Genomic DNA, 25,503 nt, shown 5'->3' on the forward strand with positions numbered 1-25,503 from the left:
CAAGTAACTTGGACCAGTGTTGATCATTTAGCATTGTTCGAGGCATAGCGAGTGTAAAATTGGGTTTGGCGATTTAATTTTACTATCTCGCTATTTTTTTAATCAACAAATGTCAACAGACCCTAATAAAACAAATATTTAACTCTCTGACGCTTTTCACTTACACAATAATGAGCAAAACAAACCGTTTAAAACTTGTACAGCAGCTTATTTGCACATTAAGATAAAACAATCATCACGGATTGATGGTTGACAATAACAACAAGAATGTTGGTCAAATTCGACTAAATGGAGAAACGCAATGCACTATCAATATCACTGTGCTTGTTGCAATAAAGTATTGGCTTCAAGCGATAAAGAATGTTCCGAATGTGGCTCGCATAATATCCGTAGCCCATATGGCTTTTGGATATTTTGCATACTCAGTTGTTTGGCTGTTGCCATTCTATTTAAGAGTGTTCAAGTGTATTTGCAACAGCACGATACTGAAGCGACAACCCAACTCAACATCTTTGAAGTACTCAAGCAGGATGGTAAAAATTAAGCTTTTTTACAACAGCCAAATACAGCCCTATGAACAAGCTGGCAATGTGTAAAATTTTAGCTAAGCTGAATTTAAGCACCGTTATCGGGTCGCGTTAAAGTCATTCAAAGAGATAAGTTAAAATGATGAAAGCCTGAATGATTTCAGGCTTTTTTATGCGCTAGCATCGCCCTGCTCACTTATCTTCACGAGGAAAATTCTTTAAACTATGGCGATAGCAATGAGGTTCTAGATGATGGTGCAGTTAATCAAAAAAGGCGGTTTACGTGAACGCGCCAATCGTAGCCGATCATACAAAGGCTCTGAAAATACCGAAACTACCCTCAAGCCAAACCGTTATCGTGATCATGCTGAAACCACCGATATTGCACAAGATCCATCAAATACAGCACCGTCTAAAGACCAAGATCAAACCAATCCAGAGCAATAGAACTTGGACATAAAAAAAGCCAAGTTTTAATACTTGGCTTTCGCTTTGCTGACAGCAATATGTTTGCAGCTATTGAAGATTGAACATTCTAATTGCGTCGAACCACAGCCAAATCGCAAAAATTAAAAATAACGCCCCTGAAACCACATCAATATAACTACCCGAACGTTGGTAGAGTGCTTTAATTTTAGGCAAAGACATAATCATCATAAACAAACTAAACACAATAAAGGTTTGAATCGGAATGATGACAGCAAGCTGTGCTTTTAGGTTACTACTGGCTGATGAACTCAACGCCAGTGAGAACACACTACTAAAATAAATCAATGTTTTCGGATTGGCTAAATTTGTAAATAAACCTAATAAGAAATAATTTTCAGTTTTCTGCTGACTTAAGGCCTGCCCATCTTCTAAATTGGCTGTTTGATTTAAACTTTTAAGCCCGCCACTAAACATTGCCCAACCCATTTTCGCTAAGAAAAATCCACCAACAGCCATTAAAACTTGTTGTATCCATGGAAATTGCTCAACCAGAACCGTAAAGCCCAATAAGGTTAAAACGACCCACACCACAATCCCGACAGAGATCCCCGCAATAATTTTTAAGGTATTTGCACGCGTTGTTGATGCTGCACTTTTAGCAATTAATAATACATCTGGACCGGGACTCAACTGCGCAACAAAATGAAGCGCACAGATGGTGAATAACAGTGACATGCAAGCTGATTCATTTGAATTAAAACGTGAAGATTATATCTCTTGTTCAATTTTTTTGTTGGCAACACAAGGTTTATTTTTAGGCCGTATCAAAATTTACGCAAAAAAAAAGCCGAATACACATTCGGCCTTTCATACTGAGTTAATTATTTTTTATTGACATCTTTCAGTTCAATTTGTTTCGCATCTGGCGTCACTTCACGAGCTTCACCATCAATAACGGATGAATCACGACCTGATTGCTGATTTTGCATATCTTGCATTTGACGCATCATATCTGCAAATGGGTTCTGACCTTGAGCACCGCCCATGCCTCCCATATCGCCCATCATGCCACCCATCATTTTTTCCATCATGGCTTGCTGACGCTTCATCATTGTTTTCATCATGACTGCTTTCATGGCATTTTGTACAGGTGGAATCAAAATAAGTAATGCCATAATATCTGAGATTAGACCCGGTAACAGCAATAAGAAACCAGCCAAAATTTTTGGTAAATTTCCAGTTAAAGCTGGATCATTACTCATTTGACCTGCTTGCATTTGCTGCATTTGAGGCATCAGACCTGATGAATATTTACGGATAATATTCATCCCTATAAAGAAGGCCGCCACGAACCAGAAAAAGACATACCACATGCTGCCGACGAGGTCGCCCACACCGATCCAGACAAACACTTCCAGGATCAAGCCTGCTAAAATCAGAAGAAATAATTTCATGAAAATTAAACAAATCTCAGTAAATTAATTTAAGGTGTTGCGTTCAACTGCTCAATCACTATCAAGCTTTTTTGACACGCTTATGTAACAATATGGGCATATTTTTATTTTTAAAGGGCAAATAGGCAAACATGTCATTAATTATCGGTATTGACCCTGGGTCGCGCTTAACTGGTTACGGCATCATCGAAAAGGATGGTTCTAAACTACGTTTTGTCGATGCTGGCACCATTCGTACCGAAACGACAGAAATGCCTGAACGCTTAAAACGTATTTTTGCTGGTATTGATCGCATCGTAAAGTTTCACGGGCCTACTGAAGCTGCGGTTGAACAAGTATTTATGGCTCAAAACCCTGACTCGGCCTTAAAATTAGGTCAAGCACGCGGTGCTGCCATTGCCGCTTTAACCAATTTAGATTTACAAGTCGCTGAATATACTGCACGTCAAATCAAACAATCTGTGGTCGGCTATGGGGCTGCTGATAAAGAACAAGTCCAAATGATGGTTATGCGCATTCTGAACCTAAGCATCAAACCCCAGCAGGATGCAGCCGATGCTTTGGCTGCCGCAATTTGTCATGCGCATGCGTCTGGTAGTATGAGTAAAATGGCTGTACTGAATGCCTTAGGTGGTATGGCTCGTGGCCGAAGCCGTGTAAGCACTCGACGTCGATAAATAAATCGTCAATTCATATAGCTCAGTAATTCATTCTGTTTTCAAAAGCCCATTCAATCTAGTGATCAAATTTAGCGAATCATTTTAAAACCGCTATAGTCTAATTCATGCATTGGAATTTCTTGCTGATCGATTTTAGTCACGTCTGCTCGTAAAGGCCCCACCAGACTGTGTTTCAGTATTTTATGAATGGCATCTTCAGTTCCAATAATCAGCGCTTCAACTTCGCCCGTCGCTAGATTTTTCACATAGCCATTTAAACCAAGTGCAACCGTTTGCTGTTCAAACCAACGACGATAACCAACACCCTGAACTTTACCTTGAATTCGCAATTTAACCGCATGCATTTTAGTCTTTAACTTCTGAATGATTAACCACATGATAAACCGCTTGGGCCATATCCTGCGCTTGCAAACCACGCATCCCCGGCTTCGCCAATACATCACCTGCTAAAGCATGCAGGCTTACGATTTCATGCAGATGTATTTGCTGATGGAATTGTGCTTTTAAACTTGCAATCATCCCTGCAAGCACATCTCCCATACCGCCTGTACCCATTCCTGCATTACCTGCGGTGCAAATCCAAAGCTGATCTTCAAGTATTAAGCTGCCTGCGCCTTTAAGCACCCATTGACCTTGAAATTTTTCTTTTAAATACTGAATTGCTTGTACACGATCTGCTTCAACTTCAGCAGTAGTTATACCCAGTAATTTCGCAGCTTCACCCGGATGTGGCGTTGCATAGGTTCGTGCATTCAAATTTTTAGGTGCTTCAGCTAGAAACCATAAGGCATCTGCATCCAAAACAATTTCCAAGGTTGACTGCTGAATCAATGGAAACCATGACTGAAACTGCTGTTGTGCCCAATCGTCACGACCAAGCCCCATGCCAAAGCTAATCGCATCGACTTGATCGATCAGTTGCCGAATTGCTTCTGTAGTTAATGCATTGATATCGCGTAGCATAATATTCGGTGCGCGCGCCAAAATAGCGGTGTGATGTCGTGCATCACAAACAACCGTAACCTTACCTGCACCTGCATGGAATGCAGCCTCAGCAGCCATAATCACCGCCCCACCCATTTCTGCATGGCCACCAACAACCAAAACATGGCCATAACTGCCTTTATGACCAAAGGCTTGACGCGCAGGTAAGGCTATTTTCTGCGGCGACAAATGAGCAAGTGGCTCTAGCTCTGCATCAGTCGGTATGCATGCTATCACCGAAACTTCACCTGCATATTCCTTCGCTTGACCTGTAAATAGCCCTGCTTTTAGACCCAATGCCGTAAAGGTATAATCGGCTTGAAATGCGATGGGTAAAGGCTGTCCTGTATTGGCATGTAATCCGCTTGGAATATCAATCGCAACTTTAAGTCCCGTGCATGCATTCAATCGTTGAATAATGGCTTGCCATTCGCTAGAAAGTTCACGATTGAGCCCTATACCAAATAATGCGTCGATATAAACGTCATAGTCATGCTGAAAATCAAAATGTGTATAGATCTTGAGCTTGTGATCTATCGCTTCTTGTACAGCAGAATGTAAATCTTTCGATGCTCCAATTTCAGCGGCGTAAATATCGACTTGAAAGCCTGCTTGCTGTAGGTATTGCGCTGTAAGATAGCCATCTCCTGCGTTATTGCCCTGTCCACAACATACAGCGATATTTTTTAAATTTTGCTGCTTTAACATTGGAATGAGTTGCTGAGCAATCGACCATGCGACCTGCTGCATCAGACCATAACTGCTATTGTGCTGAGCAAACCAACGCTGCTCCCAAGCTTGAATACTTTGGCTAAGATAAACAGGGCTATGGTAAACTTGCAGACGCATTGTTTTTCCTTGTTATGATTATGGCCGCTTCAACTCCTGCACAAAAAATTCCTGTCGATCAATATGATCCAGAAACCCTAAAAGCATGGATTAAAGCACAAGCCTTAAATTTAGGTTTTTCTGATTGTGTCATCGCAAAGCCAGATGCTCAAGAGGAACTCCCTCGTTTTAAAGAATATTTAGAACGTGGTTATCATGGCGATATGAAATTCCTAGAGGAAAACCTTGAAAAACGTGCCAATCCTGCACTTTTAGTCCCCGGCACACGCAGTATTATCTGTGTCCGCATGGACTATTTGGTCGAAACCCCAAAACCACGTTATGTTCCTGATGAGCCAAATGCAGCCATCATTGCACGCTATGCACGAGGTCGTGACTACCACAAAGTCATGCGTGGTCGTTTAAAAACCTTGTCGAATATCATCCGTGAAAAAATCGGAGATTTTGAATCTAGACCCTTTGCCGACTCTGCACCAGTGTTTGAAAAATCCTTAGCTGAAAATGCAGGCATGGGCTGGACAGGCAAACACACCTTACTGATCCATAAAAAATCAGGCTCATTTTTTGTATTAGGTGAGCTGTTTACATCACTCGAATTACCTTTTGATTCTCCGGCAACCAAACATTGTGGTTCATGCACAGCCTGTATTGATATCTGTCCAACTCAGGCCATCGTTGAGCCCTATATGTTAGATGCACGTAAATGCATTGCCTACTTAACCATCGAATATAAAGGCATCATTCCTGAAGAATTACGCCGTGGCATTGGCAACCGTGTGTTTGGCTGTGATGACTGTCAACTTATCTGTCCATGGAATAGCTTTGCGCATAAAACTCAAATTGAGGACTTTTATCCACGTCATGGCCTCGACCAAGTGAGTTTATTAGATCTTTGGCAATGGGATGAAGCCACTTTTTTAAGCTGTACTGAAGGCAGTCCTATCCGACGAACAGGCTATCAAAGCTTTATGCGAAATATCGCCATTGGCTTAGGCAACGCACAATACAGTTCAAATATTGTTCAATCATTAAAAAATTCTCGCGAAAAACATGACGCGATTGTGCAAGTTCATATTGATTGGGCAATTACAGAACAAAACTCAAAAATGCTTTAAGGGTTTTCATTCTCTATTTTCCAGATCCTTACAAAGTTTTCATTTAAGCTAAAACTTAGTGACGTAATCCAAGAAAATTAATTTTTTAGCTCAAAATAAACATTGCAGCGATTGTGCTGTCATTTAGCATAACTTTGTAAGTATCTTAAATATCAAAAGTTCTTTGAAAAAGTCATTTCAATGCATTTTAGCTAAATTGCAATGTTACAAAATAGTCTTGGAAGTCTGCAAATTTTACGTATGATGATCTGCATTAGGCAGAAAATATGGATCATTTATGAGCTACCGAAATGACTGGACACATCCAGAAATACAAGAGTTGTATCAACAACCATTGATGGATTTATTATTCCAAGCACAGACCATTCACCGTGAATATTTCCAAGCCAATCATATTCAAGTCAGCACCTTACTTTCGATTAAAACCGGTAAGTGCCCTGAAGACTGTAAATATTGCTCTCAGTCTGCACATTATGACTCTGGATTAGAAGCTGAAAAACGTCTGGCTGTGGAAAAAGTCATCAATGAAGCGAAAGCTGCGCTTGCCTCAGGTTCTTCGCGTTTTTGTATGGGCGCTGCATGGCGCAATCCACATGAACGGGACATGCCCTATGTGCTAGAAATGGTGCGTGAAGTCAAAGCGCTGGGACTTGAAACCTGTATGACCCTTGGCATGCTGAATCAGTCTCAAGCAGAGCGCCTACATGAGGCAGGCTTAGATTATTACAACCATAACCTCGATACCTCTCGTGAGTATTATCCCAATGTCATTAGCACGCGTAGCTATGATGACCGTTTAACGACGCTAGACTATGTTCGCCAATCTGGAATGAAAATCTGTAGCGGCGGAATTGTGGGCTTAGGTGAAAGCCGTGATGACCGTATTGCCTTCCTGATGGAGTTGGCAACGCTGCCGATTCATCCTGAATCTGTGCCGATCAATCTCCTTGTGCCTATTCAAGGTACCCCACTTGCAGAAGTTGAGAAACTTGATGTGATCGAATGGATTCGCACCATTGCAGTCGCACGGATCATTATGCCAAAAAGCTATATTCGACTCTCTGCAGGTCGTGAATCCCTGAGTGATTCAGAACAAGCTTTGGCATTTATGGCAGGTGCAAATTCACTCTTTTCTGGTGAAAAACTACTGACCACGCCAAATGCAGGCGAAGGCAAAGATCAGCTTTTATTTAGCAAACTCGGTTTAGTGGCTGAACAGCCCAAACCAAATGCTGCACAGCTTTCAACTGATGCCATGCAAATGGCTTAAAATAAGCCCCGAAGTTCGGGGCTTAGTTCAATTGAATGATCAGTGATAGGTATCAAAGTGCAATGCAAGAGATGGTGCGAACAAATGAAATGGCTAAATCACCATGAATAGGGAAAATATATCGTTTACTTAACAAAGTTATGTGCTGTTATTAAAATTCCATAGCCTGCATTTAAATAATCCCCTTCACGAATAATGTCTTGACCATTAGCATGTTGAACCACCAATTGCTGCTGAATCACATCATAATGAAAAGATTCAAAGCAATCCTGATGTTGTAATAACCATGCAATGGTATCTGCCATATTGGCATCGACGGTATAACGCTCGGCTTGAAAATCTTTACTCATATCTGCATAAAAACTGTGAATGTATTTCTATTTTAATGATTTCAATATTGACCGGCATTAAAAAAGTGAGCTTTCGCTCACTTTTTTTTCGGCTTAGACTCTGCATTACTTTGTCACACCGCACTTACGACATTCCTTGTGCGAACCGATTTCTTCCATTTGCTCGTATTCGTAAATATGCATGCAAAATAGTTTTCTGAATAATTGAAGCATGTTGTTAAAACTCCCGTTTATTTATTAATGTGCTTCTGAATATTTCGTCCTGAAATATTATGAACATGCCTAAACACGCCATAGCTAATTTATTATCATATTTTTCCAATGAGTCAAATATCTTTACTTTAAAATGACACAATTTCGGATAATCGGTTATTTTTAAGCCTTCCTTATATTCACCTGAGTTATAAGGATTTTTATTAATATCAACATCACAGATATAGATTAATTTTCAGCAAATTTCGCACAAAAAAACTCCCCATTAGGAGAGTTTTTTCAAATAGATGATCACATGAGTAACGTTATTCACAAGCCCAGATTTAAACGTTCTGACTGGCAAACTTCGCACGTGCAGCATGCAATTTTTTATAGCTATCAATCAGACGTAAATGACGATCTAAACCTTCAAGTTGCATATTGGTTTCAGTTAAACCGTAGAAGCGAAGACTGCCATCCATTGAACCAATCACTGCATCCATACGTTCGTCACCAAACATACGACGGAAATTATGTTCATAGTCATTGAGATCTAAGTCATCGTCCAATTCAACTTCTAAAACCACATTCATGCATTGATAGAATAAACCACGTTCAACTGTATTAGTGTTGTACTGAAGGAAGGTTTCGACCAACTCTTTTGCTTCTTCAAATTCTTGTAGCGCAATATAGATCAGTAGTTTGAGCTCAAGAACCGTTAATTGGCCCCATACGGTATTGTCATCAAACTCAATCCCGATGAGCGTCACAATATCCGTGTAATCATCCACCTCAAGCTCTTCTAAGCGCTCAACCAGTGACACTAACTCGTCTTCATCTAGGCGATGAATATTTAAAATATCTTCACGGAAGTCCAAAGCTTTGTTGGTGTTATCCCAAACCAAGTCTTCAACCAAATACACTTCAGAATAATCCGGAACCAAAATACGACATGCCGTAGCACCTAGATGCTGGTAGACCGCCATATACACTTCTTTGCCCATGTCTTCTAGAATCGCAAACATCGCTGCAGCTTCTTCCGCATTGGCATTTTCACCTTCAGATGTGAAATCCCACTCTACAAAATCATAGTCTGATTGTGCGCTAAAGAATTTCCAAGATACCAAACCACTTGAGTCAATAAAGTGTTCTACAAAGTTATTTGGCTCAGTGACTGCATTCGAGCTAAACGTTGGTTTTGGTAGATCGTTTAGACCTTCAAAGCTTCGGCCTTGTAGAAGCTCGGTTAAGCTACGCTCTAAAGCTACTTCGAGTTTAGGGTGCGCACCAAAAGATGCAAAAACCCCACCAGTACGTGGGTTCATTAAGGTTACGCACATCACAGGGTACTGACCACCAAGTGAAGCATCTTTTACCAATACAGGAAAACCTTGTTCTTCTAAGCCTTGAATACCCGCAACAATACTTGGATATTTGGCTAAAACCTCTTCTGGTACATCTGGTAGAGCCAATTCACCTTCTAAAATCTCACGTTTGACCGCACGCTCAAAGATTTCCGATAAACATTGCACTTGAGCCTCAGCCAAGGTATTCCCTGCACTCATCCCGTTTGACAAGTATAAATTTTCAATCAAGTTTGATGGGAAATACACTGTTTCACCGTCGGACTGACGGACAAATGGAAGAGAGCAAATACCGCGTGCTATATTTCCTGAATTGGTGTCATATAGATGTGTACCTAATAACTCATCTTCTGGGTTATAAATTTCACGAGTATAGTCATCTAAGATTTCAGTAGGTAACTCGCCTTCTGGGCCGGGTTGGAACCATTTTTCATCTGGGTAATGCACAAAGTCAGCATTGGCAATCTCTTCACCCCAGAACTGGTCGTTATAGAAGAAGTTGCAATTGAGACGTTCAATAAATTCACCCAAAGCCGAAGCTAAGGCACTTTCTTTGGTTGAACCTTTACCATTGGTAAAACACATTGGCGATTGTGCATCACGAATATGTAGAGACCAAACATTCGGCACGATGTTACGCCATGATGCAATTTCAATCTTCATGCCTAAACCAGCCAAAATACCTGACATATTGGCAATGGTTTCTTCTAATGGCAGATCTTTACCCGGAATAAACGTGGTACTGTCTGACGCTAAATTTGGCATAAGTAAAGCTTGTGCATCTGCATCAATGCTTTCTACTTCTTCAATGACAAATTCAGGACCAGTCTGAATCACTTTTTTAACCGTACAGCGGTCAATTGAACGCAAAATACCTTGACGGTCCTTTTCAGAAATATCCGCAGGCAGTTCAACTTGAATTTTGAAAATTTGCTTATAGCGGTTTTCAGGATCAACAATATTATTTTGTGATAAGCGAATATTATCTGTCGGAATGTCTCGCGCCGCACAATACACTTTTACAAAATACGCTGCACATAATGCTGATGACGCTAAAAAGTAGTCGAATGGTCCGGGAGCAGAACCATCACCTTTATAGCGAATAGGTTGGTCGGCAATTACCGTGAAGTCATCAAATTTGGCTTCTTGTCGAAGGTTATCGAGATAATTAACCTTAATTTCCATGTGGGCACCTAAATATTCTTATGTGTCAGTGCAACACATAAAAATGAAAACATAAGCCGAATAATTGTAGGACATTGACTTAAAAATGTGAGGCCAGTACCAATCTAAGCGCTTTTGGGCACGGTACTGACAAGAATGAGCATTATTATAAGGTTATTTTGACTGTTTGATAACTTTTGTCGTGATTTACATCACGATAGGATTCGACACTTTGTGCATTTTGGTCGAATCCAAGCTCAACTGCTGCAACTACAGCCAATTTGTTGTGTTAGTGTGCAGCCGTGAAGAAAAAGGCTTGTCTTTTAAAAAAATCTTCGCTAGTATGCTTTGCGTCTGAACTTGTTGATAAATAACACATTCAGAATATAGGGCCTATAGCTCAGTTGGTTAGAGCAGCGGACTCATAATCCGTTGGTCCACAGTTCAAGTCTGTGTGGGCCCACCATATAAAACAACCCCTTACGTGCATTAATCGTGAGGGTTTTTTTAATGTTAAAAGCTAAGTAAAGTTTGTATAAGCTTTTAAAAGATATGGCAGATAACATATAGATACGTACAAAACTTCAAGTCAGCTTGAGTAAGCCACAATTGGTTAATACGAGAAGTAGGTTATAAAAAAATACATTTAAGAAAAATTTAAAGGCTTAAGTTCTAGATACCCTTAAATAAAGTCACGATTTGTTATACTTAAAAGATATTATTTTATTCATTATAAGCAAATGTTTTTTGATTCATGACTTTTAGAAATACTATATATTTCACACTTTAAAAGCACAAATATTAAGACTCAACCTGCTCAGGCTTTCTTAAGTCCAAATAAAACTCAACAATTGACCAAATAACAATCAAAGCAAACATAGCAACAGCGAATAACACAGCAGTTAAATAAATCATGCTTGAGTTCTCCGTTAGAAAACGAGTTAAGACCAACAGGTTAAAAGTTTTAACCTACGACAAAAGTCTAATAAGAATTTCTGACGGTGCCTAGCCATATTTAGCAAATTTTTAAGAGTATTTTTATCTATGATGATAGCTTTGCTATATAAAATTTAGCCGATTTATTGCTAAAAAGTATCAGTCTTCAATCCCCCTTCTTATTCCGATTTGTAATATATGCACAATTCAGATCAAAGCTCACTTAAATCCTCTTGACTCATGATCCAAACAAGCAGAAATTACACCTTTTTTAAATCACCGTATCACCGACTATGTTGAAAAAATTTATTGGCGAATCCGCATTTAAATTGGCGGGCTGGAAATACCACGTAGAACCTGATGTTTTAGAAAATAAACAAGTGATCGTCGGCTTTGAACACACCTCAATGATGGATGCTGTTCTTTCACTGGCCCTTTGCCAAATTTACGACATTAAAATTCACACGCTGATTAAAAAAGAACTCTTTAAAGGTCCATTTAAACCTGTTCTTGAAGCGATTGGCGGTATTCCTGTAGACCGTAAAGCCAATAAAGACATCGTGACTCAAATGGTTGAGCATTTTGAAGCCAATGAAAAATTTAATTTAGTCATTGCTCCAGAAGCGACACGAGCAGAACGTGGTGAAGCACGAAAACCGATTCGCACAGGCTTTTGGTATATCGCTAAAGCTGCAGGTGTGCCAATTGTATTAATGTATGCCAACTCAAAAACCAAACAAGGCGGTATTTTCGGTAAGATTTACCCAACTGACCTCGATCACGATTTAGCTTTAATTAAGCAGCTCTATAAAGATAAAGTAGGTTTAGACATCGTGATCCCAGAACCTAAAAATAAAGACTAAGTGCCATTCACGTTTTTTTAAGATATACGTACTTAAAGATATAAATGTATCGTGCTCCATGCATTGTACATTTATATCTTCCTTTTATAACAAGATCACCTCGCTCCTTTCAGCCCAATTCTCATCATAAGAAAAATTACAGTACGAGCGTTTAGACATTTCGCATTATTTTCTCAAATTTGGATATTTTTTTTTCAACTACTCAATTCCTGAAATCCAGTACTTTCACACAAAAAAGCCATTATGGTAGAATTTGCTCAATTTGATAGGCATAAGGCCAATCTACAAGGAGCATATTTCGCATGGCGGGTCATTCCAAGTGGGCTAATACTAAGCATCGTAAAGCAAAACAAGATGCGAGCCGCGCTAAAGTATTCACAAAATTTATCCGTGAAATCGTGACAGCTGCACGTTTAGGCGGCGGTGATGTAGCGTCTAACCCACGTTTACGTGCTGTTGTTGAAAAAGCATTAGTTGCAAACATGACACGTGACACCATTAACCGTGCAATCCAACGTGGTGTAGGCGGTGAAGAAAATGCTGATCTAAAAGAAGTCACTTACGAAGGTTATGGCGTTGGTGGTGTTGCTGTCATCATTGAAACAATGACTGACAACTTGAACCGTACTGTTCCTGACGTTCGTCACTGTTTCTCTAAAACTGATGGTAATTTAGGTACTGCAGGTTCAGTGGCTTATATGTTTACCAAACGTGGTGAGATTACTTTTGAAGATGTTTCTTTAGAAGATCAAATTATGGACATCGCTTTAGAAGCGGGTGCTGAAGACATCGAAGTGGACGAAGAAGAAATTCTAGTTATCACTACACCTGAAACTTTCGGTGAAGTTCAGGATGCGCTTGCAGCAGCAGGTTTAAAATCTGATAACGCCGAAGTGGTGATGAACCCTTCAACTAAAGCGTTAATTTCAGATATCGAACAAGCGAAAAAAATCATCAAAATGATTGATATGTTTGAAGATCTTGACGACGTTCAAAACGTGTATACCAACGTTGAATTCACCGATGAAGTGATGGCTGAGTTAGAAGCTCTATAATTTCTTCATTATGAAATAAAAAACGCACCCATCGGTGCGTTTTTTATTGCTAAGCTTTCAAGGGATAATGAGTTTGAATTAAGTGCAGCACTCAAACCTTATTTAACAATCCATTACAGTTAAAGACATTATATTGTTTAATCACGAAGCTCGAGTGTAATGCGACCACATGTTCAATTTTTCCAATACGCTTGAGTAAAATTTCACTGTAATTTTCCATATCTCGTGCCACCACTTCAACCAAGAAATCAGCTGACTGCCCTGTCACTAAAAATGCATTAATCACTTCAGGAATACTTTCTAATTCTTCTAAAAATTTTGCAAAAGTATCCGTATCATGTTTACTGAGTGACACCTGTAAAATTACATGTAGACTAAACCCTAATTTCTGATAATTAATTTCACGCTTTAAACCGCTCATAATATTGTGATCAATCAATTGTTTGATCCGCCGATGAACGGAACTGACCGATAAATTCACCCGCTCTGATAGTTCATTTAAATTGACATCTTCATGGGTCAAAATTTCTAAAATTTGTTTATCAAAACGGTCTAGTTCCATCGGTCTACTCCAGCCATTTTTGAAAACAGTGCTGATGATCCCGATTCATCAAACACCTGTTGTCATTTTCAATGTTATTTTAAATTTTAAAATCAGCATTTATGTGCAAGTTTTCTCATGTATAGCATGATTTATTAAAAATAATAAAGCTCAGATGCATCATATAAATAATAATTTGCATAAATATCTTGATTAAATGAATGTTTTTTCATCACGTTTTGATTTTTTATATTACCAAGTAAGTATTAAGTGGCTTAAAAAAAGCGCGCCATTAGGCGCGCTTTTTTTAAGCAGTATGACGCAAAGTTTCATATAAAGGGCTTATACACCACGCCAATCTACCCGTGCATTCCGTTCTGTTTGGTATATGCGTTGTACATATTGACCTAAAGGCAAATCGCTCAAATAGGCTTTATAAGCTTTGAACTCTTCTGACAAGGTTTCGCCATGCTCTTTTTCCCACGGCGTTCCGACAACCTCTAATAACGGCGCTAACATTGAACACACCGCAATATCGGCTAAACCTAATCGGTCGCCCACAAAATAACGCCCACCTTGTTCAATCAGACGTTGATTTAAATCAACCACAATTTCATCCAGTCGCTCACGTGAAGCCGCAACCTTATCTGTATCTAATTGATAACCCTTAGAAACCAGTGCCTTTATAATCGGTTTTGAATATTTTTCAAACTGACGTAAATAGCCTTTTTCACCAATTAAAATATCAAGTGATTCTTCACTTTCATTTAATACATGTGCCAACCCCCAACGGCGCACATGTTGCCCTAACTCAATGGAGAGTTCATTAATTTCTAAAGCGTCTTCACGCAGTTTGACATCTGGACGGATCAGACTATGTTCGGGATAGGTCGCATCCAAGTAAAAGGCGATTTGAGTTGAATCTGCAACCCAATGATCTTGATCACGTAAAATCGGTAATTTGTTTTGCCCTGTTTTAAGCTGTGCAAATGCACGATGTACACCCGGCATTAAATTATGAGCCACATAATCCAACTCTTTATGATCGAGTAACCAGCGCGCCTTTTCACAAAAATGTGAGAGTGGAAACTGGTAGAGAGTTCGCATAAATGCTCCAAGTTTTTGTTGTAACTGTAGTTTATAAAACCCAGTAATTTTATAGGGATACTTTAGTCACTGTGTTATTGAAACACAATGTCATTTTTGCACCTATTCTGCATCTGTAGTGCAACTCAAGCATTATTCAGACGTGAATTCATCTCTATCTCTGCGCGATTCAATAAGATATACATTCTCCTGCCCATATCACCTGACTTTATTATGGCTTTCATGTAAAATCATCCACAATTTTTTTATAATACTTTGTGAGTTATTTCATGGGTTTTAACTGTGGTATTGTCGGCCTGCCGAACGTTGGTAAATCAACGCTTTTCAACGCATTAACCAAAGCTGCGATTGCTGCTGAAAACTTCCCATTCTGTACAATTGAGCCAAATACTGGGATTGTACCTGTACCTGACCCACGTATGGATAAACTTGCTGAAATTGTAAACCCACAACGTGTTGTCCCAACCACGATGGAATTTGTGGATATCGCAGGTCTCGTTGCTGGTGCATCTAAAGGTGAAGGCCTTGGTAACCAATTCTTAGCCAACATTCGTGAAACGGATGCTATTGCACATGTTGTACGTTGTTTTGAAGACGAGAATGTCATTCACGTAAATGGCAAAATTGATCCACTTGACGATATCGCAACAATCAACACTGAACTTGCACTTGCTGACTTAGAAGCTGTTTCTAAAGCAATTACACGTCTAGCAAAATCTGCAAAAGGTGGCGATAAAGAAGCGATTGCGACCAAAGCTGTTTTAGACAAAATCTTACCTTTACTGGATGAAGGTAAACCTGCGCGTGCAGCTGACCTTGATGAAGATGAACGTAAATTGGTGCGTGGTTATGGCTTCTTAACCCTTAAACCAACCATGTATATTGCCAACGTTGCAGAAGATGGTTTCGAAAATAACCCTCATTTAGAAGCAGTACAAAAATTAGCCGCTGAAGAAAATGCGATTGTGGTTCCACTTTGCAACCAAATCGAAGCAGAAATTTCATTACTTGAAGACGAAGACCGTGCGGAATTCCTTGAAGCTTTAGGCATGGAAGAACCTGGTCTAAACGTAGTTATTCGTGCAGGTTATGGCTTACTCGGCCTTCAAACATACTTCACAGCGGGTGTACAAGAAGTTCGTGCTTGGACAGTGAAAATTGGTGCAACTGCACCTCAAGCTGCTGGTGTGATTCACACTGACTTCGAAAAAGGCTTTATTCGTGCTGAATGTGTTGCCTACAACGACTTCGTTCAATATAACGGTGAAGCTGGCGCTAAAGAAGCTGGTAAATGGCGTTTAGAAGGTAAAACATACATCGTTCAAGATGGCGATGTTTTACACTTCCGTTTTAACGTATAAAACAGCACCCATAAGAAGCCAGCAATTTGCTGGCTTCTTTAATTTTAGGCAAAAGCTCAAGCCAAAAAATAAGCATATTTAAAAACTTAAAACCTACTTAAAAACAAAATTATATCGACACGAATACATGATTTGGTTGCCGAGTCACCACAGTGCAACGACTTAAATCTCTACCGTTCTGCTATAAATTTACTCATAGGCACTAATGCCTATTTTCATAGAACAATAGCAATGAAAAAAATCAGCACAATTCTAACAGCAGGTATCTTTACAATGCTTAGTGCAACTGCGTTTGCATGTCCACAAGGCACCACACTTACAGGTGGTACAGGTGCAAACCATAAAGGTGGTACTTGTGTTTCCATTGCAAAAGATGCAAAACATCAGGAACGTACTGCTACACATGCAGCACAAGTTGCGCAGCATGATGCAAAAGTCGCTCGACACGATGCAAAACAAGCCAGCCAATTGGCTCAGAGCAAAGTGAAACATAATCAAAAATTAGCAAAACATGATGCAGCTCAAGCACAGCATCTTGCAACACAAGCAAAATCAGAAGCTAAAACTTCAACCCATGCTGCCAAAGCTGCAAATACTGACGCAAAAGCAAAAATCGCTGCACAAAAGGTCGCAGCGGAACAACATAAAGCAGCTGTTAAATCCTAAACAGTTGAGAATTAACACATAGCACAAAAAAAGCCGGAATTATCCGGCTTTTTTATTCAAATCATTTATGGGTGAGCAGTTTGTAATGCTTTTGCATCCATCTCTGCGCGCTGTCTTCTTGCTTCTGTCAGCATGCTTTGTTCAAGCTCTTTACGAAAGCCGAGTAGAAACACAAACTCAGCTAGAACAAATAAAGGTCCTATTGCCAAGCCAATGACATCATCCATAAACGCAGGCTTTTTCTTTTCATAATAATGACCGATAAATTGGATGATCCAACCCACCACAAAGATCCCCACACTCCAGATCAACCATGACATGAGGCTCATCTTTGCGATCATCAAGGCTAAGGGATACGTAACCGCAAACACCAAAAGCATAATCAAACCGAAAATTTTATCTAAACTCAGGTAATAAATTACACTGGCAATAATCAACAACAATGCAAGGGTCAGTTCAAAACCTGAAATCATTAGCCCTACTCGTGCTGTTAGGCACATAATCGAAAACACAATAAGCGGAATACCCACAAAATGCGTCAGCACATTTTTTCGATCTAAATGATATGCTGCATACTGGCTTAGCAGTCTTTCAAGTTTGCTCATTAACTTACTCCTTGTTCATTTACTCATTTCACTATATAAAAAATGCATCAATAAAGTTGTCAGCTAATAGACAAGTTGGACCAAAAAATAAGGATATGCTGTGCTGGACGCTCAATATGTGCATCAACTCAATAAAAATGTATGGTATTCAGGCTTAAATCTTTCCTTCCAAGACTTTATCTGCCGTCATGCCTTAACCTTAGCTTTCGAAAAAGACGCACGTGTTTTTTTATCAGGACAGCGTTTTAATGGTATGTATGCGGTCTTAGAAGGCGCAGTTCGCTTAGGCTATATTGATATTCATGGCAAAGAAGCGATTGCCGCCATTGCTGAGCCGATTATGTGGTTTGGCGAAATATCCTTGGTTGACCAATTACCACGTTCTCACGATGCCATCTGTACCAAAAAGTCCACCTTATTACACTTACCGGCTCAAGCAATTCAGCAATTATTACAACAACACCCTGAGTTTTGGTTTCATATTGCCCAGCTCACCAGTCAAAAACTTCGCTATGCCTTTATGGAACTCATAGCCTTACAAACGCAAAGTTTAAGTCAACGTCTCGCACAGCGTCTGCTGTTTATTTTAAATGGATATGGAAATCATTTGGAAATTGAGCAACACACCATACATATCTCGCAGGAACAACTCGCGCAACTGATGAATTGCTCAAGACAATCAGTCAATCAGGAGCTTCAGCAATTGGAAAAAATGCAGGTCCTTCGTGTTGCGTTTAAACAAATTGAAATTTTAGATCTAGCGGAGTTACATCAGATTGCTCATGCACTTCCTGTGCATGATGTCTGACATTTGTGATTTAAATAAGTGCATTTAATTGCACCAGAATGATTCTTTATAGTTATTTTGCTTTTATTTGTAGCACTTCGCTTTATTGAGTTTTGATCAAGACAATAATTTGCAAACATTTACACTGTCAAAACCATTTGTACATGCTGCAACTTCTTGAGTTGATGCTTCTGATTTGTCTTCAGTCGCTGCTTGTGCATTGAGCGCTGTAGTCAAAACAGCCAAAACCGATAACATCATTAATGTTTTTTTCATCTTAATCACCTATTCAACGCCTTTAATTTAATTTACATACTTCATCTTATACGCAGTTATTTTTACACAATTTATCAAATAATGATAATTTTAATTTTTTATCACATTATTCATACTTTGTATTATTAATATTTTAAAGATATTAATTAAAGAGAAAGTCAGACGACTAGCGTTCTATAATGGGGAGTTTTTAACAATAAATTTTTCTCAAAAGATATTTTTACAATTCATTATCAATACTTTATCTATTTAAATTCAAAAAATAACATGCAAATTTAAAACTAAGCTCAACACAAAGACAGCAGTCTGATTTAATTTTTATAAGAAATAGCGATGCTTTTAGGAGGATTTTCCAATCCTCACTTATAGATTTATTCTTGTTTTTTGATATTTTCCAAAAAAAAAGCAGTGAAACTTCACTGCTTTGATCAAGTTAAACGCCTATTTTTTTCGGATCGGTATTTCCGAGTTCAGGGTTTTCAATCGCACCTTTGCATTGATTTTTATCACGCTCATAATCTGCTTGCTTCTGTGCAACAGTCGAACTCTGATCAATACTTTCACGTGCCCAAATTTCCAGACTTGTCAAAGCCTTACGACACAGTGCATATTTCCCTTCAGTCACAGAATCGGTCATTTTGACATTGATCCGCCATTCCGTACTCAATTTACGTGCTGGAACACGGACTTTCTCTTCCATCTGATCGACTTGCTTTGCATAAACAATCGGATCGGCTTCATTGATAAACGCCCAAGCTTTGGCAGCATACTCCGTTGCATCATTGGTTAATTTGGGTGCTGCTTTAATTTCGACTTGAGCTTGTTCAGCTCCATCATTACCACAGGCCTGCAACAACACCGTGCTGCTCAATAATGAAACAATCAGTATCCCACGCATCTTTAACCTCTGCATATCCGGCTCATTTCAGCAAACATATTCGGCAATATGCTAGTGAATTCGCGTACAATACTCAATCATCATTTGACCTGTTGTTCAACTCTTTCAAAGGTGTGTCGTGTCTGAGCACAAACTTCCTACAGTTCAGCCTGCGGGTTTTTGGCAAGGTGCTAAAGATAGTCAAGCCATTATCTTTACCTATCTTCCTGTTTCTTTTGCATTTGGGGTTTCTGCGACTCAATTTGGTTTCACTGCGTGGGAAGCCTTATTTTTATCTTGCTCTATGTATGCAGGTGCCAGTCAGTTTCTCGTCGTTGCTTTACTGGGAAGTGGAACATCCATTTGGATGACTGCACTCACTGTGATTGCTCTCGATATACGCCATTTGCTCTACGGTCCTGCTTTACAAAACCTGATTCAAGACCGACTCAATTTAAAGAAAACGGCAGTTTGGGCTTGGGGTTTAACCGACGAAGTTTTTGCATCAGGTATGATTAAACTGTCGCAACGTCGTCAAGAATGGTCAGAATCTTGGATGTTAGGACTCAGCTTATTTAGTTGGCTGTCATGGGCAACAGGCTCATTTTTAGGCGGTTTATTTGCCGATCAAGTCAGCAACCTTCCACAATTTTTACAAGCCGCACTCGACTTCCTGCTGCCTGCATTGTTTTTAAGCTTTTTACTTGCCGCATTTGAGAAAAAACATACATTTGTGGTCACGGTTACAATTATTGTTTCTGCGATTGCCTGCTACTTTATCGACTTGTCTGCTGCGATTTTTATCGGTATTTCTTCTGGTATTTTTGCCGGTTTATTCAAACATTATGTCTTAAAAAAACCTGATCCTGAACATATGGGTGAAGCATCATGAATCTAGAAATTATCTTGGTCGGGATTTTGGTCGGGATTGCGAATTTTGCATCACGGTTTGGGCCATTCTTTGTAATTCAGAAATTTCAGCAAGGTTCACAGCAGCGTGGTTCTTTATGGCTCAAAATCGCTTTGGGCTCGATTGGTATTGCCGCAATTAGTTCAATGTTGGTGGTTGCAACCTTACCGCCGCTGCTTGAAACTCCAAATAAAAGCTTTGCCATGTTAGTTGGATTTGCTGTGCTTGCAGGCTTGTATTTCAAGTTTAAAAAAATTGTCCCTGCTACACTGACTGCGGCACTGACTTACGGCTTAGTCTATACCTATATACCTTTTCATCTCTAAAGCTGAGTCAGCGACAATCCAAATAAAAACCTCAAGCACAAGCTTCTTCAGCCTGTGCCTTTTAATTAGCAATATTTATGAGATAGTCAACGCATAACATAAAAATCTAGCGAAACCCCATAGATGGCAAAGTACCATTGTATTCAAGGCAAAATTTATATTCATTCTAGACAACCATCTGAATTAAGCTGGGGACTGCAAAAACCCATCGAAAGTACATATTTTCAATGCTTCATTCAAAGCCAGCTGTTCAGTGGTAATTTCTGCGCTGTACATTACCAACCTGCAGATCAGATCCGCGCCATTTATATAGAGAAAAATCAGCAAAAGACGATTGTGGGCTTATATAACTACACACAGCAGATTCTGCACTTACATCCACGCCGCCTGATGTTTTCACACATATCGATGCCCCGCCTGTTCAGCAATTTTCTGCAGCTGGCGGGTTTTTTATTGATTTTTCTATTGTGCATTTTTAGCCTCAGTTCATGGCTCAATTCATCATTTCACATTCTATCGGTAGTTGCAGACGCACTCTATTTCACTGCCATTTTAATTGGCTTAATATTGATTTTATGCATATGTGTCGCACCACTGCTCGGATTGCTGTACTAGCCCAATTTCCGCCAAACATCTATACAGCTTTGTGCGCTTCAATGTGCAAATTTGGATATTGAGCCATTACCTGCATCTGTAAAAAATGTAGGCATATTTAAAGTGAATTTAACTAAAAACAACTAATTACCACTTTTTAAAGATTTTAACAGATAAATAATTACACGAACGCTCCCCCATAAAGATATAAAAAAAATTGTTGGACAATATCATTTATTTATGTGAACACTCTCTTATCTCTCGAACAAGTTCTGCTATGCTTAAATTCCCATAAAATCAAGCATGGATGATTTACATGAGCGTCACTATTGGTACTCCACTTCAGTCTTCAGCGTATAAAGTCTTACTGTTAGGTTCTGGTGAACTCGGTAAAGAAGTTGTGATTTCATTGCAACGTTTGGGTGTAGAAGTTCATGCTGCCGATCGTTATGACCATGCTCCTGCCATGCAAGTTGCACATTTTTCTCATACTTTAAATATGGCAGATCCTGAGGCACTTAAAGCCTTAATTTCTCAAGTTAAGCCTCATTTGATTGTCCCTGAAATTGAAGCCATTGCGACTCAAGTTTTGGTCGAGATTGAAGAACAAAATATCGCAACAGTAATTCCATCAGCAAAAGCTGTAAACCTGACGATGAACCGTGAAGGGATTCGCCGTCTAGCTGCCGAAGAGCTTGGACTCCCAACTTCAGCCTACCGATTTGCCAATACCCTTGAAGCGTTCCGTGCTGCATGCGATGACATTGGCTATCCAAATTTTGTTAAGCCTGTCATGTCGTCTTCGGGTAAAGGACAGTCACGTGTAAAAAGCTTTGATGAAGTCGATGCTGCTTGGGAATATGCACAAACAGGTGGACGTGTAAATCAAGGCACCGTGATCGTGGAATCACAAATTGACTTTGACTTTGAAATCACCCTGCTGACTGTTCGTGCTAAAAATGCAGAAACAGGTGAAATTGAAACATCATTTTGCGACCCGATTGGCCACCGCCAAGACGCTGGTGACTATGTAGAAAGTTGGCAGCCACAAATCATGACTGCTCTTGCTTTAGAGGAAGCCAAGCGTATTGCCAATAAAGTAACCATTGCATTAGGTGGATGTGGCATTTTTGGGGTGGAACTGTTTGTCAAAGGCGATAAAGTATGGTTTAGTGAGGTATCACCTCGTCCACACGATACAGGCCTTGTCACTCTTGCATCGCAATTCCAAAGCGAATTCGAACTGCATGCACGTGCCATTCTTGGTCTGCCTGTGAATACTGCTCGACACAGTACTGCTGCAAGCGCAGTCATCTATGCAGGCGTGGATGATACCAATTTATCATTTACTGGCTTAAATCTTGCTTTGGCTAATCCAGACACCGATTTACGCCTCTTTGGTAAACCAGAAGGCTTTAAACGTCGCCGTATGGGTGTAGCAACAGCACGCGCTGAAACCACAGATCACGCGCGTGAACTTGCTCAACATGCTGCACAACAAGTCAGTGTTCAACAAAACTAAGTTTGTAACACCTTAACGGACCACTGTTCATGATCAATACGCTTCCTCTGCTGAATTACATTAAAAGTAACCACGACATTCAGGCGATTAACCAATGGCGCTCAGATGTTGAAAATCAGCTACAGGAATGCTTTGAAAATGGACAGTCGATTCGTGATGTGATTTTGGCGCGATCAAACCTGATCGATGAAGCCTTAAAGTTCTTATGGACACATGCTGAACTCGACCAAACTGATCTCGGTTTATTTGCTGTCGGTGGCTATGGTCGCCGCGAAATGCTGCCTTACTCCGACGTCGATATCATGATTTTGTCTGAAGATGAAATCAGCCCAGAACAAGAAAAACTCATATCCAGCTTTATTTCCACACTTTGGGATGTCGGTAATTTCAAGCCGGGCATCAGTGTACGTACTATTAACGATTGTGTTGCTCAAGCTACCAATGATTTAACCGTGGCAACAGCGCTGATCGAAGCACGTTTGATTGTGGGCAATGAACACCTAGCCAAATGGCCACGCCGTATCGTGTCGCAGACATGGACGGATAAAACCTTCTATGATGCAAAAATGCAAGAGCAAGCCAAACGCTATGCTCAACATAACAATACTGAAAGCAACTTAGAACCCGATATTAAAAATGCTCCCGGTGGTATCCGTGATATCAACCAAATCGGTTGGATTGCTAAGCGTCATTTCCGTGTCAATCGCATCTATGACCTAGTACATTTAGGTTTTATTTCAGAGTTTGAACTGGGTGTTCTTGAAGAAACAGAAAGCTTTCTTTGGGAAATTCGTCATCATTTACATCGCTTAACCAAGCGTGACGAAAACCGCTTACTGTTTGATTATCAACGTGACATTGCCGCTAAATTTGGCTATCAGCGTGAAGAAGGCAAATCACCGAATTATCCAATCGAACAGTTCATGAAACGTTACTACCGTAGCGCTCAGCAAGTGACGACGTTAAATGAAATGCTCTTGGCTTATTTCAATGAGTCTGTCATCACGCCACGCTTGCCTGAGTATGAACGTAAGATTGAAGAGATCAATGCCAATTTCAAATTAGTTGATGGCAAATTGGCGGTGCAGCATCATAAAATTTTCTCTGAAAATCCAAGTGCTATTTTAGAAATTTTCTACCTCTTGGCGAATCGTCCAGAAATTGAAGGCATTCGTGCCCGAACTTTACGTTTATTGTCACTTGCGGCAAAACGTATTGATCAAAACTTCCGTGACAATCCTGCACATCAAGCCTTATTTATGGCAATCATTCGCTCACCCTACCGTTTATATGACACCATGGTGGCGATGAAACGGTATGGTGTGCTCGGCAACTATATTCCTGCCTTTGGGCAAATCATGGGACTCATGCAATACGACTTGTTCCATATTTATACTGTCGATGCCCATACCCTATTATTATTACGTAATTTAAACCGTTTTAAAGAGCCTGAATTTGCCAAGGACTTCCCTGTCGTTAGCTCCGTATTCCAACGACTGGCGCGCCGTGACATTGTATATTTAGCGGCAATTTTCCATGATATCGCCAAAGGTCGAGGTGGTGACCATAGTGAACTTGGTGCAGCGGATGCAATTGATTTCTGCCGTACCCATGGGTTTACTGAACGTGAATGCAACCTTGTCGCATGGTTGATTCAAAACCATCTATTGATGTCTGTCACTTCTCAGAAAAAAGACATTTCCGATCCAGATGTGGTGAAAGAATTTGCTGAGAAAATGGGCGATATGGAGCATCTCGACTATCTCTACACCTTGACGGTTGCAGATATTAACGCAACCAATCCGACGCTTTGGAATACATGGCGTGCATCACTTATGCGTCAACTATATACACAAGCGCGTGATGTGATTCGTTCAGGTTTGGGTCGTCCAGTAGACTATCCAATGCTGATTGAAGATACCAAATTTGCGGCCAGTGAACTGTTAGTCAACGATTTTGCGCTCTACGATGTAGAAACCGTTTGGCAAGAACTCGGTGATGAATATTTCCTGAAAGAATCTGCCGATGAAATCGCATGGCATACGCGCGCCATTTTAAAACATGGCAATAATGCAGAACCATTGGTGATGATGCGAGCACATCGCAAATTTGCACAAGATGCGGTACAGATCTTTATTTACACTCAAGATCAACCTAACTTGTTTGCGACCACAGTGGCTATTTTGGACAGAATGAATCTAGATGTTCAGGATGCTCGAATTATCACTGCATCCACTGCATTTAGTTTGGACACTTATGTTGTACTTGACCGTTTTGGCACCTTATTAACAGATCCTGAACGTGAGCAAACTGTTATTGAAGCGCTCAAAAAAGCCTTAAGCCAATCTGATAAGTATCCAGGCCTGATGCAACGTCGTATCCCACGTCAACTGCGTCATTTTGATATTGAAAATACCGTGAGTATTTCTTTCAATGAAGCACTTCAACAAAATATGGTTGAAATTGCGACACTTGACCATCCGGGCTTACTTGCTAAAGTTGGTGGTTTATTTATGATGCAAGGTCTAGATATTCACTCTGCGAAAATTGCAACGCTCGGTGAACGTGCTGAAGATATTTTCTATGTCACTAAAAAAGATGGCTCACCTATGAGTGATTCAGAAGCGGAAACGTTTGCTGCACAGTTAAAGTCAGCACTCGATGAAGCATCGAATCAGGTTTGTAGTCATCATTAACTT

25 protein-coding genes and 1 tRNA gene are annotated in these 25,503 nt (G+C 40.0%); 15 read left to right on the plus strand and 11 right to left on the minus strand.

Features of this window, described 5'->3' with window-relative positions; all coding sequences use genetic code 11:
* Positions 1-301 precede the first annotated feature (301 nt).
* Both FTU77_RS13385 and FTU77_RS13390 read left to right on the plus strand, forming a co-directional pair.
* Positions 302-544, plus strand: coding sequence for a hypothetical protein (locus FTU77_RS13385; RefSeq protein WP_078192893.1), 243 nt, complete (start codon positions 302-304; stop codon positions 542-544).
* Between the two features lie 235 nt (positions 545-779).
* Positions 780-974: a hypothetical protein gene (locus FTU77_RS13390; RefSeq protein WP_168379657.1), complete on the plus strand. Its 195-nt coding sequence runs from the start codon at positions 780-782 to the stop codon at positions 972-974.
* Between the two features lie 69 nt (positions 975-1,043).
* Here the strand turns inward: FTU77_RS13390 and FTU77_RS13395 are convergent, their stop codons facing one another.
* Together FTU77_RS13395 and FTU77_RS13400 are read right to left on the minus strand one after the other, a co-directional pair.
* On the minus strand, positions 1,044-1,691 hold the full coding sequence (locus FTU77_RS13395; protein ID WP_180007363.1) for a LysE family transporter: 648 nt from the start codon (positions 1,689-1,691) through the stop codon (positions 1,044-1,046).
* Positions 1,692-1,837: 146 nt separating this feature from the next.
* Positions 1,838-2,410: an FxsA family protein gene (locus FTU77_RS13400; RefSeq protein ID WP_078192890.1), complete on the minus strand. Its 573-nt coding sequence runs from the start codon at positions 2,408-2,410 to the stop codon at positions 1,838-1,840.
* Positions 2,411-2,541: 131 nt separating this feature from the next.
* Here FTU77_RS13400 and ruvC point away from each other — a divergent pair, with 131 nt between their 5' ends.
* Positions 2,542-3,087: a crossover junction endodeoxyribonuclease RuvC gene (gene ruvC, locus FTU77_RS13405; RefSeq protein ID WP_078189034.1), complete on the plus strand. Its 546-nt coding sequence runs from the start codon at positions 2,542-2,544 to the stop codon at positions 3,085-3,087.
* Between the two features lie 71 nt (positions 3,088-3,158).
* On the opposite strand, the gene FTU77_RS13410 is transcribed toward ruvC, so the two are convergent.
* Positions 3,159-3,434, minus strand: coding sequence for an acylphosphatase (locus FTU77_RS13410; RefSeq protein WP_180056024.1), 276 nt, complete (start codon positions 3,432-3,434; stop codon positions 3,159-3,161).
* Position 3,435: 1 nt separating this feature from the next.
* On the minus strand, positions 3,436-4,923 hold the full coding sequence (locus FTU77_RS13415) for an NAD(P)H-hydrate dehydratase (protein WP_180056003.1): 1,488 nt from the start codon (positions 4,921-4,923) through the stop codon (positions 3,436-3,438).
* 20 nt (positions 4,924-4,943) lie between these two features.
* Here FTU77_RS13415 and queG point away from each other — a divergent pair, with 20 nt between their 5' ends.
* Both queG and bioB read left to right on the plus strand, forming a co-directional pair.
* On the plus strand, positions 4,944-6,038 hold the full coding sequence (queG, locus tag FTU77_RS13420) for a tRNA epoxyqueuosine(34) reductase QueG (protein WP_180056004.1): 1,095 nt from the start codon (positions 4,944-4,946) through the stop codon (positions 6,036-6,038).
* 277 nt (positions 6,039-6,315) lie between these two features.
* Positions 6,316-7,308, plus strand: coding sequence for a biotin synthase BioB (gene bioB / locus FTU77_RS13425; protein WP_168379635.1), 993 nt, complete (start codon positions 6,316-6,318; stop codon positions 7,306-7,308).
* Between the two features lie 125 nt (positions 7,309-7,433).
* On the opposite strand, the gene FTU77_RS13430 is transcribed toward bioB, so the two are convergent.
* Complete coding sequence (locus FTU77_RS13430) at positions 7,434-7,658, minus strand: hypothetical protein (protein WP_180007368.1); 225 nt, start codon at positions 7,656-7,658, stop codon at positions 7,434-7,436.
* A 536-nt stretch (positions 7,659-8,194) separates the two neighbouring features.
* Positions 8,195-10,399 (minus strand): OsmC domain/YcaO domain-containing protein, encoded by a 2,205-nt coding sequence (locus FTU77_RS13435; protein WP_180056005.1) that lies wholly within the window; start codon positions 10,397-10,399, stop codon positions 8,195-8,197.
* Positions 10,400-10,767: 368 nt separating this feature from the next.
* Here FTU77_RS13435 and FTU77_RS13440 point away from each other — a divergent pair.
* The 3 genes from FTU77_RS13440 (at position 10,768) to FTU77_RS13450 (ending at position 13,232) form a co-directional block, all read left to right on the plus strand.
* Positions 10,768-10,844: transfer RNA gene (locus tag FTU77_RS13440), tRNA-Ile, on the plus strand.
* Between the two features lie 763 nt (positions 10,845-11,607).
* On the plus strand, positions 11,608-12,177 hold the full coding sequence (locus FTU77_RS13445) for a 1-acyl-sn-glycerol-3-phosphate acyltransferase (protein ID WP_078189041.1): 570 nt from the start codon (positions 11,608-11,610) through the stop codon (positions 12,175-12,177).
* A 302-nt stretch (positions 12,178-12,479) separates the two neighbouring features.
* Positions 12,480-13,232 carry a YebC/PmpR family DNA-binding transcriptional regulator gene (locus tag FTU77_RS13450; RefSeq protein ID WP_078189042.1) on the plus strand — a complete coding sequence of 251 codons (753 nt, stop codon included), beginning with the start codon at positions 12,480-12,482 and terminating at the stop codon, positions 13,230-13,232.
* A gap of 91 nt (positions 13,233-13,323) precedes the next feature.
* Here FTU77_RS13450 and FTU77_RS13455 read toward each other — a convergent pair whose 3' ends face one another.
* Together FTU77_RS13455 and FTU77_RS13460 are read right to left on the minus strand one after the other, a co-directional pair.
* Positions 13,324-13,794: an Lrp/AsnC family transcriptional regulator gene (locus tag FTU77_RS13455; protein ID WP_180050071.1), complete on the minus strand. Its 471-nt coding sequence runs from the start codon at positions 13,792-13,794 to the stop codon at positions 13,324-13,326.
* A gap of 321 nt (positions 13,795-14,115) precedes the next feature.
* Positions 14,116-14,880: a glutathione S-transferase family protein gene (locus FTU77_RS13460; protein ID WP_168379640.1), complete on the minus strand. Its 765-nt coding sequence runs from the start codon at positions 14,878-14,880 to the stop codon at positions 14,116-14,118.
* A 269-nt stretch (positions 14,881-15,149) separates the two neighbouring features.
* Between FTU77_RS13460 and ychF the strand changes: the two genes are divergently transcribed.
* Positions 15,150-16,241, plus strand: coding sequence for a redox-regulated ATPase YchF (gene ychF, locus FTU77_RS13465; RefSeq protein WP_078189045.1), 1,092 nt, complete (start codon positions 15,150-15,152; stop codon positions 16,239-16,241).
* Positions 16,242-16,514: 273 nt separating this feature from the next.
* The gene (locus FTU77_RS13470; protein WP_257220777.1) at positions 16,515-16,907 is read left to right on the plus strand and encodes a hypothetical protein; all 393 of its coding nucleotides are present in this window, start codon (positions 16,515-16,517) and stop codon (positions 16,905-16,907) included.
* 65 nt (positions 16,908-16,972) lie between these two features.
* Here FTU77_RS13470 and FTU77_RS13475 read toward each other — a convergent pair whose 3' ends face one another.
* The gene (locus FTU77_RS13475) at positions 16,973-17,512 is read right to left on the minus strand and encodes a DUF962 domain-containing protein (RefSeq protein WP_180056006.1); all 540 of its coding nucleotides are present in this window, start codon (positions 17,510-17,512) and stop codon (positions 16,973-16,975) included.
* A 100-nt stretch (positions 17,513-17,612) separates the two neighbouring features.
* Here FTU77_RS13475 and FTU77_RS13480 point away from each other — a divergent pair, with 100 nt between their 5' ends.
* On the plus strand, positions 17,613-18,320 hold the full coding sequence (locus FTU77_RS13480; protein WP_180056007.1) for a Crp/Fnr family transcriptional regulator: 708 nt from the start codon (positions 17,613-17,615) through the stop codon (positions 18,318-18,320).
* A 96-nt stretch (positions 18,321-18,416) separates the two neighbouring features.
* Here FTU77_RS13480 and FTU77_RS13485 read toward each other — a convergent pair whose 3' ends face one another.
* Together FTU77_RS13485 and FTU77_RS13490 are read right to left on the minus strand one after the other, a co-directional pair.
* A complete protein-coding gene (locus FTU77_RS13485) occupies positions 18,417-18,575 on the minus strand; it encodes a hypothetical protein (protein WP_180009458.1) in 159 nt (52 codons plus the stop codon).
* 433 nt (positions 18,576-19,008) lie between these two features.
* On the minus strand, positions 19,009-19,488 hold the full coding sequence (locus FTU77_RS13490; RefSeq protein ID WP_180056008.1) for a hypothetical protein: 480 nt from the start codon (positions 19,486-19,488) through the stop codon (positions 19,009-19,011).
* 103 nt (positions 19,489-19,591) lie between these two features.
* Between FTU77_RS13490 and FTU77_RS13495 the strand changes: the two genes are divergently transcribed.
* The 4 genes from FTU77_RS13495 (at position 19,592) to glnD (ending at position 25,500) form a co-directional block, all read left to right on the plus strand.
* Positions 19,592-20,344: an AzlC family ABC transporter permease gene (locus tag FTU77_RS13495; protein WP_078194362.1), complete on the plus strand. Its 753-nt coding sequence runs from the start codon at positions 19,592-19,594 to the stop codon at positions 20,342-20,344.
* The gene (gene ygaH, locus FTU77_RS13500) at positions 20,341-20,688 is read left to right on the plus strand and encodes an L-valine transporter subunit YgaH (protein WP_078189050.1); all 348 of its coding nucleotides are present in this window, start codon (positions 20,341-20,343) and stop codon (positions 20,686-20,688) included. The genes FTU77_RS13495 and ygaH overlap by 4 nt, the downstream gene beginning before the upstream one ends.
* A gap of 901 nt (positions 20,689-21,589) precedes the next feature.
* Complete coding sequence (gene purT, locus FTU77_RS13505; RefSeq protein ID WP_180023945.1) at positions 21,590-22,804, plus strand: formate-dependent phosphoribosylglycinamide formyltransferase; 1,215 nt, start codon at positions 21,590-21,592, stop codon at positions 22,802-22,804.
* Positions 22,805-22,833: 29 nt separating this feature from the next.
* The gene (gene glnD / locus FTU77_RS13510) at positions 22,834-25,500 is read left to right on the plus strand and encodes a [protein-PII] uridylyltransferase (RefSeq protein WP_180056009.1); all 2,667 of its coding nucleotides are present in this window, start codon (positions 22,834-22,836) and stop codon (positions 25,498-25,500) included.
* The last annotated feature ends 3 nt before the right edge of the window (positions 25,501-25,503 follow it).

The organism is Acinetobacter sp. YH12142 (genome assembly GCF_013418435.1).
Classification (GTDB): Bacteria; Pseudomonadota; Gammaproteobacteria; order Pseudomonadales; family Moraxellaceae; genus Acinetobacter; species Acinetobacter amyesii.